General features: G+C 64.5%; 14 protein-coding genes (1 of these 14 running past the window's edge). 6 read left to right on the forward strand and 8 right to left on the reverse strand.

Annotated features, from left to right (window positions below; all coding sequences use genetic code 11):
• Positions 1 to 223 carry the 3' end of a lipopolysaccharide biosynthesis protein gene (locus SPBM01_RS17810; protein WP_188062851.1) on the forward strand. 1265 nt of this gene lie to the left of the window's left edge, so only the last 223 of its 1488 coding nucleotides appear in the window; the start codon falls outside the window, past its left edge; the stop codon is at positions 221 to 223.
• 18 nt (positions 224 to 241) lie between these two features.
• Here the strand turns inward: SPBM01_RS17810 and SPBM01_RS17815 are convergent, their stop codons facing one another.
• A complete protein-coding gene (locus SPBM01_RS17815; RefSeq protein ID WP_188062852.1) occupies positions 242 to 670 on the reverse strand; it encodes a CBS domain-containing protein in 429 nt (142 codons plus the stop codon).
• 71 nt (positions 671 to 741) lie between these two features.
• On the opposite strand from SPBM01_RS17815, the gene SPBM01_RS17820 reads away from it, so the two are divergent.
• Positions 742 to 1041, forward strand: coding sequence for a hypothetical protein (locus SPBM01_RS17820; RefSeq protein WP_188062853.1), 300 nt, complete (start codon positions 742 to 744; stop codon positions 1039 to 1041).
• Positions 1034 to 1405 carry an acyl-CoA thioesterase gene (locus SPBM01_RS17825; protein WP_188062854.1) on the forward strand — a complete coding sequence of 124 codons (372 nt, stop codon included), beginning with the start codon at positions 1034 to 1036 and terminating at the stop codon, positions 1403 to 1405. The genes SPBM01_RS17820 and SPBM01_RS17825 overlap by 8 nt, the downstream gene beginning before the upstream one ends.
• A gap of 6 nt (positions 1406 to 1411) precedes the next feature.
• Here SPBM01_RS17825 and SPBM01_RS17830 read toward each other — a convergent pair whose 3' ends face one another.
• From SPBM01_RS17830 to hisS, 6 genes are all read right to left on the reverse strand, one after another.
• On the reverse strand, positions 1412 to 2926 hold the full coding sequence (locus SPBM01_RS17830) for a DUF4139 domain-containing protein (protein WP_188062855.1): 1515 nt from the start codon (positions 2924 to 2926) through the stop codon (positions 1412 to 1414).
• A 10-nt stretch (positions 2927 to 2936) separates the two neighbouring features.
• Positions 2937 to 4343, reverse strand: a complete 1407-nt coding sequence (locus SPBM01_RS17835) for a DUF4139 domain-containing protein (protein WP_188062856.1) — start codon at positions 4341 to 4343, stop codon at positions 2937 to 2939.
• Positions 4344 to 4469: 126 nt separating this feature from the next.
• The gene (locus SPBM01_RS17840; protein ID WP_188062857.1) at positions 4470 to 5468 is read right to left on the reverse strand and encodes a DUF4167 domain-containing protein; all 999 of its coding nucleotides are present in this window, start codon (positions 5466 to 5468) and stop codon (positions 4470 to 4472) included.
• A gap of 319 nt (positions 5469 to 5787) precedes the next feature.
• Positions 5788 to 6606, reverse strand: a complete 819-nt coding sequence (gene prmC, locus SPBM01_RS17845) for a peptide chain release factor N(5)-glutamine methyltransferase (protein ID WP_188065805.1) — start codon at positions 6604 to 6606, stop codon at positions 5788 to 5790.
• 23 nt (positions 6607 to 6629) lie between these two features.
• Positions 6630 to 7715 carry a peptide chain release factor 1 gene (gene prfA / locus SPBM01_RS17850; protein ID WP_188062858.1) on the reverse strand — a complete coding sequence of 362 codons (1086 nt, stop codon included), beginning with the start codon at positions 7713 to 7715 and terminating at the stop codon, positions 6630 to 6632.
• Positions 7715 to 9064, reverse strand: a complete 1350-nt coding sequence (gene hisS / locus SPBM01_RS17855) for a histidine--tRNA ligase (RefSeq protein ID WP_188062859.1) — start codon at positions 9062 to 9064, stop codon at positions 7715 to 7717. The genes prfA and hisS overlap by 1 nt, the downstream gene beginning before the upstream one ends.
• A 143-nt stretch (positions 9065 to 9207) precedes the next feature.
• Here hisS and SPBM01_RS17860 point away from each other — a divergent pair, with 143 nt between their 5' ends.
• Positions 9208 to 11139: a M61 family metallopeptidase gene (locus SPBM01_RS17860; RefSeq protein WP_188062860.1), complete on the forward strand. Its 1932-nt coding sequence runs from the start codon at positions 9208 to 9210 to the stop codon at positions 11137 to 11139.
• Between the two features lie 36 nt (positions 11140 to 11175).
• Positions 11176 to 11715, forward strand: a complete 540-nt coding sequence (ppa, locus tag SPBM01_RS17865; RefSeq protein WP_188062861.1) for an inorganic diphosphatase — start codon at positions 11176 to 11178, stop codon at positions 11713 to 11715.
• Positions 11716 to 11909: 194 nt separating this feature from the next.
• Here ppa and SPBM01_RS17870 read toward each other — a convergent pair whose 3' ends face one another.
• A complete protein-coding gene (locus SPBM01_RS17870) occupies positions 11910 to 13373 on the reverse strand; it encodes a PLP-dependent aminotransferase family protein (RefSeq protein ID WP_188062862.1) in 1464 nt (487 codons plus the stop codon).
• 91 nt (positions 13374 to 13464) lie between these two features.
• Here SPBM01_RS17870 and SPBM01_RS17875 point away from each other — a divergent pair, with 91 nt between their 5' ends.
• Positions 13465 to 14067 carry a YczE/YyaS/YitT family protein gene (locus SPBM01_RS17875; RefSeq protein ID WP_410483007.1) on the forward strand — a complete coding sequence of 201 codons (603 nt, stop codon included), beginning with the start codon at positions 13465 to 13467 and terminating at the stop codon, positions 14065 to 14067.
• Positions 14068 to 14111 lie beyond the last annotated feature (44 nt).

A 14111-nucleotide genomic window follows, 5' to 3' on the forward strand; every position in this document is an offset into this window, starting at 1 on the left:
CGCTGCCGCGCCGGGTCTGGGTTGCGCCATATTGATGGCGGGCGTGGTGTTCATGGTGGGCAAAATCCTGCCGCCGATGCCCGCACCGGCACGCCTTGGCCTGCTGGTGCCGGTGGGGGGAATCGCGTTTCTGGCAGCACTGACATTGTGCGCGCGCGGGACGCTGATGGAACTGATCGGGTTGGTGGTGCGACGTAGGGCGCCGGTGCAGGCAGCCACCTGAACCGGCGCGACGGCGGGGTCAGGCCGTCTGGATATAGTCGCGGAGCGAACTGGCTTCCGATTCGATGGCGTCTATGCGGAATTTCACCAGATCGCCGATCGAGATCAGCCCGACCAGCGCGCCATCGACCACCACGGGCAGATGACGGATGCGCCGCTTGGTCATGAGTGACAGGCCGTGGATCACCGGCGTCTGATCGTCGATCGTGATCGGCGGGGTAGTCATCACATCGCCGACGCTATGGTCGAGCGCGGCTGCGCCATCGGTGGCCACGCGGTAGACGAGGTCGCGTTCGGAAAAAATGCCCACGACCTGCCCGTCGTCGACCACCGGCACGCAGCCGATTCGCTTGTCCGCCAGCAATTTGACCGCCGACAATATGCTGTCGGTCGATCGCACCTGAACGACTTGCCCCCCCTTGCCCTGCAATATCGCTGCAATGCTCATGGTCGCTCTCCTGTGTTGGACATTATGGCCTGGGCCTTGATGATCCCACTTTCGCGGCCCAAAGAAAAGGGATGACACGCAAACAAGCCCTAGACGATCCGCAGATTGCCGCAACCGCATGGGGCCGGTTCCGCCGCATCATGGCATGGATGGCCGTGGGGGGGGCGTTGTGCGTCATCCTGGCGCTGGGCTTCCTGCGATGGTGGGCCGGGCCGATGCCGATCCACATGATCATAGCGACTGTCATTGGCGTGTGGTTGACGTTCATGTTGGGAACGGGCCTGATGGCGCTGGTATTTTTGTCGAGCGGCACGGGGCATGACGAACAGGTGATGGACCGATTGAAGGACGAGGTGACGATAGATGACTGATCCGCGCGGTGACGTGGTGTTGCGGGTTGCCCCGCGTCCGGCCGACATCAACAGCAATGGCCATATTTTTGGCGGATGGGTGCTGAGCCAGATGGATATTGCCGGTGGCATCGTCGCCGGGCGAATCGCGCAGGGTGCGGTTGCGACAGTCGCGATCGAGGGGATGAAATTCATCACGCCCATCCTGTTGGGCGATGTCGTGTCCGTTTATGCCCAGGCGGAACGGCGTGGGCGCACGTCGGTAGCGATCCGTATCGACGTGGTGGCGACGCGCGGCGGGGGCGAGGAGCAGGTGGACCTGACCAGCGGGCTGTTTACTTTCGTGGCACTGGACGAGCATCACCGGCCGCGCCCGCTGCCCTGATAGCTTTTATTTGCGGGGCGCGCGCAGGCGATAGTCGAGGCGGGCCGTGCCGTTCGCCGGGACCGTGACGGTCCATAGCCACTGGCCATCGCGGCGGGTGAGGCGACGCGACGGCGACTTGATAGGCGCTGCCGGATCATCGGCAAGGGCGATTTCCGCCATCATTGGCGTGTCGGCAGCGTTGGTCAGGATGATATGTCGCCCTGCCCCATCCCCCGCCAGTTCGTAGCGCCGCTGCGGGCTGTCGCCTGCGGGCAATTCGACCTTTTCCCCTACCGCATGATCGCGCAGGCGAGCTTGGGCGAGCAGCAATTGTTCCACGCCATGATCGGCGAAAAGCGAGACGGCTCCGGCAGGCAGCGGCACGCCTGCGCCCGATTCGCGGCGGTTGGCAAAACGGATGATGCGGGTGAGCGCGCCGCTCTGCACGCCACTGGCCGCGACGCGCGCCCGATAATGAGTCGTCGTGGCGATCGATGCCTGATGCAGCAGCGCGACCTGCTTCTGTCCGCTGGCGCGGATGTCGACGGCCATGGGCACGCGGTAGAGTTTGACGTCGCCCAGTTCTTCCTGCTGCGCGATGCGGTGCGCCGTTACGACAATGTCCTGCCGCGCCATCATCGCCATCGGCGCGGGCGGCGGCGGTGGGGGCGGGGGTGGAGGAGGCGGCGCACCGGCATAATCGCCACCCTCCCCTTCATAGGTCGGGAGCGGCCAGCATTGCAGATAGAGCGGTGGCGCCTGGGGCGCCTGCGCCAGTGCGGCATAGTTGGACGTGCGGTTGATCCGTCCTGCCACCGCCGCCAGCCGGGCGTCGGAGAAGGAGATGCTGTTGGCGTTCGCGACGGTGAGCCAGCCGAACAGGTCCAGCCGGTCCGCGCCAAGATGCGCGACATAGCTGGCGCCCCAGTCGAACCCGGTGGCAAGATAAGTGAGCGTGACTGAAGCGCTGACCGCCCGGTCGCTGCGAGTCGTGACCGATAGGACGGGCGTGACCGACAGGTCGGGCGGCACGGCGTCCTGCAATATGGTTTCGGGCAGGCCCGAACAGCGCAGCGCCTCCACCCCTTGCGCGCTTTCGATCACCAGTGCGCCGTCGGGCGAGGAGCGGACGATGGCATCCTGTTCGATCACCTTGCCCGTCGCGGGGTTGGTGCGGCGCAGATGGACCGACTGGCCCAGCGCACTGAGCGCCAGCGATGCAGGGGAAAGCAGGCGGGCGTCGCGGTTTTTCTGGACGACACCGCCCGGCAGGCCCGTGACGACGGCGCTGACCGCGATCATGCCGTCGGCGACCCCTTCGAACCGGATCGTGGATTCGCCAGCGGGCAAGGCGATGCGCCGGGTTTCGGTGATGAGGGCAAAGCCGCGCGGAAAGCGGGGATTGATCGCGCCTTCCCCCCGGTCGGGATCGCGATAGACAGTGACAGACAGGCTGTCAGGCGCGGGCGATGTTACGACGCTTTGTGCCGACGCCGGAACGGGCGCGAGCGCGAGCAGCAGGATCAGCCAGCGGGGCATGGCAGGGCCGTCAGTAACGGGTTTCGAAAATGGCGGTCAGGGTCGCCGTTCCGTTGGCAGGGACCGTTACCGACCAGCGCGCCGCTGCGCTGTCCACCCGTTGCGAGGGCAGGCTTTCGCTGACGATGCGGGTGTCGTCATAGGCGAAATCGAGGCCCGCCTGCGTCAGTTCGACCGTGACTGGCTCCGCCTTTGCATTGGTGAGGTCGTAGCGCATGTGGCTGCGCCACTTTGCGCTCGACACCCGTTCGCGCTGTTCGACGACAGGCTTGACCTTCACATCGAAGGCATCGCCGGTAGCGAGCGCCAGATCGCTGCCCATCGGGGTATGATCGACGGCATTTTCGCCGATGAATTGCGGCGCGCCGGATGCATCCTTCATATAGAAGCGCACGGTGCCAGCGGGGAGCGCATCGCCCAGCCCCCCTGCCCGCGATGTCGAAAAACGGACGACGCTTTTGGCGCTTTGCGGTTCTTCGCTGCTGGCCAGCCAGCCATTGCGATAGGCATAGGCCGCCATGGCAGGCACGCCTTGCACGTCGAGGAAGCTGACCTGTTTGGTCTGGCGTTGCGCGATCGTGGTGCGGGCGGGCAAGGGATAGAGATAGAAGTCGCCCAATTGTTCGCGCGGCGCGGTTTCGGTGCCGGCGCGGCGAATATTCGCCGGGCGCGGCGGGGCATAGCCGCCACCATTGTTCTGGTTGACGCTGCCCGCCACCAGCAGGGTGCGGGCATTGCCATAGGTCGTGCCGCTATTGTTGGTCAGCGTTACCCAGCCCTGCACGTCGATTCGCCCGGCCTTTGCATCGAACAGAGCGACATAGTCGGCTGCCCAGCCAAGGCCCGGCGTCAAATAGCGGATCGCGGCGGCGCGGGTGCCTGCACGAGCGCTGTCGACCGTGACCGACAGGGTGGGGCGGGCGCGCAGATTGGCCGGCACCTTGTCGAAGATCACGCGCACGGGCAGGCCATCGTCGCGCAGCACTTCGATCCGCTGGCCGATTTGCAGCACGACGCCACCATTGACGCTCAACACCTTCGCCTGTTCGCGCAGTTCCGCGCCGGTCGCAGGGTTGGTGCGGACGATGGTGACGGTGCGCCCTATCGCCTTTTCCATCAGTTTGGCAGGCGACAGCAGGTCGAAGTCGAAATTCTGTTCGACGATCGAGGCGGCATCGGCAGCAAAGGACAGGGTTTCAGGGCGAATCTGCGCCGATACGTCGGGAAATTCGATGCGGCTGATCCCGGCGGAAATCGCTACCTGCCGCACATCCTGCACCAAAGCGAGATTGTCGTTGTAGATGGTTACGGCCACATCGCCCTGCGCCGATGCGCCGGTCGGATCGGCCACGCCCTGCGCCAGAGCGAGGGCGGGCAGCGCGCAGAGCAGGGTCGGCAGCAGGCGAAGCGCGATCATCAACCAGTCTCTCCCGTCATTTCGCCAGCCTTGTGCCGGATCGCGCCGGGATTGGGAAGCGGGCATGAAGAAGGGGACGGCGCACCGGGCGCCGTCCCCTTCTTCATGCAGCCGATGCCGGAGCGCTTATTCAGCCGCTTCGGTGGCAGGACGTGCGCGACGGGTGCGCTTCTTGGGCGCTTCCCCGGCAGTTTCGCCGCCCGCTTCGCTGTCATTGTCGGCGCGGGCAATCGACGGCGGCAGCAGGGATAGGTCAAGACCTTCGCTCGGTTCGGCAGCGGGAGCGGCATCCACCTTGCGCGGGCGGCCACGGCGCGGACGGGGCGCTTCGGCCTCGACCTGCGGAGCGGGCGCTTCGACCTGTGGCGCGGGCGCTGCTTGCGCGACGGGCGACGGCGGCGTCACGTCGGCCTGGGGCCGCGCTTCGTTTTCAGCATAGACCGGACGATCCGACTGGACGGGACGATCGCGACGCGGGCGGTCGCGGCGGATGCCCCGATCGTCCCGGCCTTCGCGCGGTTCGTCCTGCCGGCGATTCTGGTCGCGCGCGTTCTGGTCCCGACCATTTTGCTCACGGCCATTCTGTTCACGAGGCGCGCGATCATTATAGTCGCGGGGTGCGCGATCGCCCTGTTCACGCGGCGCACGGTCGTTTTGCTCACGGGGCGCACGGTCGGCCTGATCGCGCGGGGCGCGGTCATTATAGTCGCGCTGGGGGCGATCATATTGCGGCTGTTCGGCGCGGGGGGCTTCGTTGCCGCTGTCGTCATTGCCGTCGAAATCGTCGCTGCCATCATAGTCGAGCGATTCGTCGTTGCGGCGGAAGCGGGGCTGCTGACCCTGGGTCTGGCCCTGTTCTTCCTGACGGGCGCGATTGTCAGCCAGTACGCGGAAATAATGATCGGCGAACTGAAGATAATATTCGGCGTTCACCCGGTCGCCCGCCATCTGGGCATCGCGCGCCATGTTCCTGTATTTCTCAAGAAGCTGGGTCGCGTTGCCGCGTGCGCGGCTGTCGATACGGTTGCCGTTGTCGCCACCGCCCCGATTATTGCCGCTGGGACGTCCGTTGTTGTTATTGTTCCGGCCGCGATTGCGGCGACCGGCCTGCCGGTTGTTGATCAAGAGGTGATCCTTGCGTTCGCTGTCATCAAATTGGCTGAAAACACTGTTCCGTCGCCATCCCCAAGCACGGCCCGCACGTCAGGCCGGATACGGCTCCGCCGGGGATGGCCCTTAAAGAGCCATCGCCTCTAGCTGCCAGCGGCGTCTGCGCAGCAGCGCCGTCGTGACTTTCAGGAGCGTAGAAAACAGCCTTTTCCTCCAATGATCTAACCGATCATGTCGTCAGAGAGTGCCGTTCCTGCTGTCGATGTAGTGGCTTTCACAGGATAAACCAAGCCATTTTCGCTTATGGGCCAGCATTTCGCCGCTTTGGCCGGGTTCAGGCCAAAGTTGCGACCAGGCAACGATCATGCCCGGCCAGATCGCGCAGCACCCGGACGGCCAGTCCCGCATCATGCAGCAGGGCCGATACCGATGCCCTTTGGTCGTAGCCAATCTCTATCGCCGCCATGCCGCCCGGCGCGATCAGGCGCGGCAGATCCGGCGCGATGCGGCGATAATCGTCCAGTCCTTCGGCCCCGGCGAACAGCGCGCTGCCCGGTTCGGACAGCACATCGCCCGAAAGGGGTGCGGTGCTGGCGATATAGGGTGGGTTGATGAGCAGCAGGTCGAACTGGCCGTCGACCCCCTGCGCCCAATCGCCGGATTGAAAGGCCGCGCGGTCGGCCAAGCCAAGCCGCACGGCGTTGCCGCGTGCCACCGCCAGCGCGCCCGGCGACGCATCGACGCCAAGGCCGCGCGCATCGGGCCACTGGTCGAGCGCGGCGAGCAGCAGCGCGCCGGAGCCAGTGCCAAGGTCCAGCACAGTCGCGGGTGCGCGGTCGGCGAAATGGGCAAGCGCCGCTTCGATCAGCGTTTCGCTGTCGGGGCGGGGGATGAGGACGTCCGGCGTGACATCCAGGGCGATCGTCCAGAAATCGCGGGTGCCGGTGATATAGGCGACGGGTTCTCCGCCACGGCGACGGTCGAGCAGCGCAGCGAAGGCTGGCGGCACGGTCAGGTCGCGCTGGCGCAGGAGGAGGTCGTTGCGGGTCAGGCCCAGCGCATGGGCCATGAGCAATTCGGCGTCGAGGCGCGGCGTGTCGCTGGCGACAGCGAGATGGACAGTCGCGGCGCGTAATGCGTCGGCGATGGTCATGGCCATCGCCGCCGGATTTTCGCTCACCCTACCCCGTCCAGTTGGGCGAGGCGAGCGGCTTCGTCTTCGGCGATCAGAGCGTCTATGACTTCGGCCAGGCCCGGTCCTTCGAGGATTTCGGGCAGGCGGTGCAGGGTCAGGTTGATGCGATGATCGGTGACGCGGCCTTGTGGAAAATTATAGGTGCGGATGCGTTCGGAACGGTCGCCCGAACCCACCATCGCCTTGCGCGCGCCCGCCTGTTCGCTGTGGGTGCGTTGCCGTTCGGCTTCGTAGAGGCGGGCGCGCAGCACCTGCATCGCCTTGGCCTTGTTCTTGTGCTGCGAGCGTTCGTCCTGCTGGATCACCACCAGGCCGCTGGGCAGATGGGTGATGCGGACGGCGGAATCGGTTGTGTTGACGTGCTGGCCGCCAGCGCCGGACGCGCGATAAATATCGATCTTGAGGTCGCCATCGGCGATCTGGACGTCGACTTCCTCCGGTTCGGGGAGGACGGCTACAGTCGCGGCGCTGGTGTGGATGCGGCCGCCGCTTTCGGTGACGGGGACGCGCTGGACGCGGTGGACGCCGCTTTCGAATTTGAGTTTGGCGAACACGCCGGTGCCGGTGATCGAAGCGACGATTTCCTTGAAACCGCCCGCTTCGGACGCATTGGCCGACAGCGCCTCCAGCTTCCATCCGAGCGTGTCGGCATAGCGTTGGTACATGCGGAACAGGTCGCCTGCGAACAGAGCCGCTTCGTCGCCGCCGGTGCCAGCGCGGATTTCCAGCATGGCGGGGCGCGCGTCGGCGGAATCGCGGGGCAGCAATTGCAGCGCCAGCGCGCGTTCGGCGGCGGGCAACTGGCTCTTGAGGTGCTGCATTTCCTCCTGCGCCATTTCGCGCATGAGGGGGTCTGCTTCTTCGCCCCCGGTCATGGTTTCTAACGCGGACAGTTCCTGCCGCAGGCGGCGCACTTCATGCGCGGCGCGGGCGACCGGTTCGATCTCGGCATATTCCTTCGACAGGCGCACGAACATGTCGGGCGCCAGATCGGCGCGCGTCATCGACGCCTGCACCTCATCCCGGCGCGCTTCGATCTGCGCAATGCGTTCGGGGGAGATGTGCATTAGGCGTTTGGCAACTTTATCACTGCGTCAAACTGGCTCCCTTGCGGTTTCAGCAAATGACTATCTATTACGAAATTATCCTTAAGGATTTCTAGGAGCTTAAGCACTATGCCATCACCAGCTTCATGATCTTGATTAGCTCTGATGGATATACCAACATTTAAGCCGCCATCTCCTAGCTGTCGTTCGGCAGTAACAACAATCCGGCTTCTAGACCTAGTCCTAGTAGCCAACTCAAAGCGTCTTTTAGTATTCCCCCTGAATGCCATATCAGAACGCAAGCCGGCACGCCTTAAAGCTGCGATAATCCCTGTTGCATATGCCTCTGCCCCGATATTTTCAGGAATGATCGTGACATCTGGCCGCTCTACCTCCGGCGCATCCACCAGCATCGCCAGCCGTTCGATCCCCGCTGCCCAGCCGACCGCAGGCGTGGCGGGGCCGCCGAGATTTTCGATCAGGCCGTCGTAGCGGCCACCGCCCAGCACGGTGCCTTGCGCGCCGAGGCGGTCGGTGATGAATTCAAAGGCGGTGTGGCGGTAATAATCGAGGCCGCGCACCAGCCTGTCATTGCGGTGATAATCGACGCCAGCCGCCCTGAGGCCGCTCGTCACCTTGTCGAAGAACAGGTGCGCTTCGTCGGTCAGATATGCGTCGATGCCGGGCGCGCTGTCCGCGATGGGGCGGTCGCGGGGATCCTTGCTGTCGAGGATGCGGAGCGGGTTGCGGTCGAGTCGGGCGCGGCTATCTTCGCTAAGTTCGTCCATATGGGCCGTGAAATGTTGGATCAGCGCGGCGCGCCAGGCGTCGCGGCTGGCGGCGTCGCCCAGCGTGTTGAGCGTCAGCGTCACGCCGTCATTGATGCCCAGTTCGCGCAGTAATTGGTCAGCAAAAACAAGGAGTTCCACATCCGCGCTCGGCTCGCCCGCGCCGATGATCTCCGCGTCGAGCTGATGGAATTGGCGGAAGCGGCCCTTTTGCGGGCGCTCGTACCGGAACAGCGGGCCGTGGGTCGCCACTTTCAGCGGCGCATATTGCTGCCAGCCTTCGGTAATGTAGGCGCGGCTGATACCGGCGGTAAATTCGGGGCGCAGGGTCAGCGAATCCCCGCCGCGATCCTCGAACGTGTACATTTCCTTGGACACGACATCGGTGGATTCGCCCAGCGAACGGGCGAACACGGCGGTGGATTCGAACACGGGGACTTCGACCCGCTGAAAGCCGTAGAGTTTGCGCACCCTGTCGAAGGTTGCCACTACATGCGCGAAGCGTTCCGCAAACGCATCGGGCGTGCCGCCCAGCATATCCTGCGTGCCGCGAACAGGACGCGGCGTTTCGATTTTGGCCATGGGGTTGGGCCTTTAGCGATGTTTGTTCCCTAAGGAAACGCGCTTTTTACGGGCGTGCATCAAGGGGTGGACGCGCGCCGTGCATCGCGCCATGCTGAACCCATGCGGGCCGTCCGGCCCAGACCAAATTTTCGGAGACGTTCATGATCCGCAGCCTTGCTGCCGCCCTTTTCCTGTCCACCGCGATTGCCAGCCCGTTGCTGGCGCAGGAGGCCATCCGGTCCAGGCCCACCGCCCTGCCCGTCAATGACGCGACCCCCGCGCCACAGGACGCGCCCTATCCCGGCGGCACGATAAAGCTGGAGGTCGATGCGAGCGACACGACCCAGCGCATCTTCCGCGTGAAGGAGACGATCCCGGTCGCAACGAGTGGTCCGATGACGCTGCTGATGCCGCAATGGCTGCCGGGCAATCATGCGCCGCGCGGGCAGATCGAGAAGCTGACGGGATTGACGATCACCGCCAATGGCCAGAGCGTGCCGTGGAAGCGCGATCCCCTGAACGTCTTTGGCTTTGTCATCGACGTGCCGCAGGGGGCGAAGAATATCGTCGCACAGTTCCAGTTTCTGTCGGCGACTCAGCCCAATCAGGGCCGGGTCGTGGTGACGCCCAAGATGCTGAACATTCAGTGGGAAAGCGTCTCGCTCTATCCGGCGGGCTATTATACGCGGCAGATTCCGGTGCAGGCGACCGTGACCTATCCCGCCGGGTGGCAGGCCGCGACCGCGCTGCGTGGGCGTCGGATGGGCAATGCGATCGCCTATGACGTGATCGATTATGAAGCGTTGCAGGATTCGCCGGTCTTTGCGGGCAGCCATTTCAAGGCGGTCGATCTGGGCCATAATGTCACGCTGAACATCGTGGCGGACGATGCCGATGAGCTGGATTACAAGCCGGAGCAGATGGCAAAGCACAAGAAGCTGGTCGATGAAGCCGGCGCTTTGTTCGGCGCCTATCATTTCGACCATTATGATTTCCTGCTGGCGCTGACCGACGAGATGGGCGGCATTGGCCTGGAGCATCACCGCAGTTCGGAAAATCAGGTCGAGCCGGGCTATTTCAAGAAATGGGAGTCGGGCGAGGCGTTGCTGCACCGCAACCTGTTGCCGCATGAATTCACCCATAGCTGGGACGGCAAGTTCCGCCGCCCCGATTTGCTGTGGACGCCCGATTTCAACGTGCCGATGCAGGATAATCTGTTGTGGGTGTATGAAGGGCAGACGCAGTTCTGGGGCTATGTGCTGGGCGCGCGGTCGGGCCTGTTTTCCAAGGCGGAGACGCTGGACGCCTATGCGCAGATCGCCGCCAAGCTGGACACGGCGGTCGGTCGCCAGTGGCGCGCGATGGAGGACACCACCCATGACCCGATCATGTCGGCGCGGCGACCCAAGGGATGGAGCAGCCAGCAGCGGTCGGAGGATTATTATAATGAAGGGCTGATGATCTGGCTGGAGGCCGACGCGATCATCGCCAAAGCGACGGCGGGCAAGAAGGGTCTGGACGATTTCGCCAAGGCTTTCTTTGGCGTGAAGCCGGGCGATTGGGGCCAGATGATCTATAATCGTCAGGATGTGATCGACACGCTGAACGGCGTTGCGCCCTATGACTGGGCAGGATTTTTCCGCACCTATGTCGACAGCCCGACCAAGGAAACGCCCAAGGGCGGCTTCACCATGGGCGGATACAAGCTGGTCTATGGCGACACGCCCAATGCCATCACCAAGGCAGCCGAGGGCGCGAACAAGATGGTCGACCAGAGTTTCGGCCTGGGCCTGATCGTCAAGAATGACGGCGAGATTTCGGGCGTCGTGTGGGACAGTGCGGCGTTCAAGGCAGGGTTGGCCGTTGGATCCAAGATTTTGGCGATCAACGGCGACGAATATTCGGGCGATGTTCTTAAAGCGGCGGTCACGCAGGCCAAGGAAGCCAAGAAGCCGATGCAGATCATCCTAAAGCAGGATAAATATTACCGCACTTTGACTCTCGATTATTCCGGCGGGCTGCGCTATCCGCGCCTTGAAAAGACGGGAGAGGGTGAAGGCAGCCTCGATAAGCTGCTCAAGCCAAGAACATAATCACCCATAGCGTAACGTGTAGCAAAAGGCGTTTCCATGAATATCGAACTGATCCCGGTCGGCGACGATCCGCCAAACAGCCTGAACGTCATCATCGAAGTGCCGGTCGGTGGCGAACCTGTGAAATATGAGTTCGACAAGGCGTCCGGCGCGCTGTTCGTGGACCGCATTTTGCACACGCCGATGCGCTACCCGGCCAATTATGGATTTGTGCCGCACACGCTGTCGCCCGATGGCGATCCGCTGGACGCGCTGGTCATCGCGCGTTCGCCCTTCGTCCCCGGCTCCGTCGTGCGCGCGCGCCCGATCGCGGTGCTGAACCTGGAAGACGAAGCGGGCGGCGATGAAAAGCTGGTCTGCGTGCCGGACAACAAGACCTTCCCTTATTATGCCGACATCAGCGAGAAGGACGACCTGCCCGGCATCGTGATGGAGCAGATCGAGCATTTCTTCACCCACTATAAGGATCTGGAAAAGACCAAGTGGGTGCGCGTCGGAACGTGGGGCGGGGCGGAAGACGCCAAGCAGATCACGCTGGAAGCGATTGCCCGCTATCAGGCGAGCAAGAAGGCCTGAAGCCAGGCGTTCGAACGAATCAGGAGGCCGCGCAGGGTGACTTGCGCGGCCTTCTTTGTTGGGCCGCACCGGCCCGCACCCCCACCCCTTTTAAGATTGCCATTCGTTGAACAGGATGTGTTCCCGCGCAGGCGGGAACCCAGTTCGGAGCGTGGGACTGGATTCCCGCCTGCGCGGGAACACGGTGCATAAACTCAGATCAGCCGATCGGCTTCCAGCGCGAAGGCGAGCGAATCGCGGCCGCGCGGGTTGCGGGCGTGGAGTTGGGCGTCGGCCTGGGCGAGGCGCTCCACCCCCATGGTCAGTTGTTCCTCCGGCAGCGTGAAAGGCAGGCGCAGGAAGCGTTCGAACGCCCCGGATACGCCGAAACGCGGGCCGGGAGCGACGCGCACGCCCAGGCTTTCGGCGAGCGCCGCCAGCGCAGTCGCTTCCCCGCGTGGCAGTTGCGCCCAGAGCGACAGGCCCCCGGTCGGCGATTCGACATGCCAGTGGGGCAGGTGGGTTTCGATAAGGCCCAGCAAATGGTCGCGCCGCCCCCGCAGCATGTCCGCACGCGCGCCAAGCCCCTCCCCTGCCTCGATCAGCCGGGCGACGGCGAGTTGTTCGAGGACCGGGCTGGCCATGTCCATCGTGGTGCGCAGGCGACCGAGCGCGGCGACCGTCTGCGGATCGGCGCGAATCCAGCCGGAGCGCAGGCCGCCCCAGTAGATTTTGCTGGCCGATCCCAGCGTGATGACCTGCCGCCCCGACGGGTCGTGCAGCGCGACCGGCGGCGGCGAGGCGAAATCCAGCCCCATAGCCACCATGGTTTCGTCGATCACCAGCGGCGTGTGGCTGCGCGTGGCGGCAGCGACCAGCGCGCGCCGTGTCGCCGGGTCCATGCTGCGCCCGGTGGGATTGTGGAAATCGGCGATGACATAGGCAAAGCGCGGGGACGTCTGGCGGAAGGCCGCGTCCATGGCGTCGATGTCCCAGCCATGGGTCGGCAGGCCGACGGGGACAGGGACGACATGGGCGCGCTGCAACGCCTGAATCGCGTTATGATAGGTCGGGTGATCGATCACGACCCGGTCGCCCGGCCCGGCCAGCAGCTTGAGCAGGAGCGAAAAGCCCTGCTGCGCGCCATTGGTGACGATGATCTGGTCGGGACTGGTGGGACAGCCGCGCCGTTCATAATGGACGGCGATGGCGCGGCGCAGGACAGGCAGGCCCAGCGGATCATAGCCAAGGTCGCCCAGATAGGAGGGCAGCGCATCCACCGCCGCCGCGATGGCGGGGGCGACGCCGGGTGCGGCGGGCAGCGCGGCATGGGTCCAGTTGAGGAGGTTGCCGCCGGGCGTCATGTCCAGGTCCGCCGGTGCCGACGCAGCGCCGCCGGGCGGCAGGCGCGTGACGCTGCCCGAACCCTGACGGCTTTCCAGATAGCCTTCGTCCCGCAGCCGGTCGAACGCAGCAGCAATGGTGGTGCGCGACAGGCCGAGCGCGGCGGCCAGTTCCCGTTCCCCCGGCAAGCGCACGTCCAGGCCGATCCGCCCGTCCAGCACCAGCATCCGTAGCGCCTGCGCCAGCTGGCGATAGGCGGGCTGCGCGCTGTCCTGCGCGCGCCATGCGCCCAGCAGGCGGAGAAGCGAAGGGGGACGAAGCAGGGAAGTGGACATGGGCATGGCATCCGCATTGGGGCAAGATACAGGCCAGTTAGCCGATATTGGTCCTTTTGGAAAAGGCCAGTTGCGCCGCAAAAGCCCTGTCATGATGAAGATGACGCACCGCCGCCTGTTCCAGTTGTTCTGGGGTCTTTGCCTCTATGGCTTTTCCATGGCGCTGATGTTGCGCGCACAATTGGGGCTGGACCCGTGGGATGTGCTGCATCAGGGGCTGGCCCCGCGCCTGGGGCTGAGTTTCGGCATGACGGTCAATGTCATCGGCGCGGTCGTGTTGCTGCTGTGGTGGCCATTGCGACAGCGGCCGGGGGTCGGCACGCTGGCCAATATCGTAGTGATCGGGACGGCGGTGGACGTGAGCCTGGCGTTGCTGCCGACGCCGGAGGGGTTTGCGATGCAGGCCACATGGCTGATGGCGGGGATTGTCCTGAATGGTATTGCCGGGGGTGCCTATATCGGCGCGGGGCTGGGTCCGGGGCCGCGCGACGGGTTGATGACCGGGCTGTGCCGCCGCACGGGGTGGCCGGTCAAATGGGTGCGCATGGGGATTGAGATTGGCGTGCTGGCGATCGGGTGGATGCTGGGCGGGACCGTAGGGGTCGGCACCATCCTCTACGCTGCGAGCATCGGGTGGATCGTGCATCATGCTTTGCCTTTCTTTCGCATCGTAACGGTTGAAAAGGCAGCGTAAAGATTGACCCGGCGGGGCAGACGGGCATGATCGGACGATCCGTT

Origin of the sequence: Sphingobium sp. KCTC 72723, assembly GCF_014280435.1 — a bacterium.
In the GTDB taxonomy this organism is placed as follows: Bacteria; Pseudomonadota; Alphaproteobacteria; order Sphingomonadales; family Sphingomonadaceae; genus Sphingobium.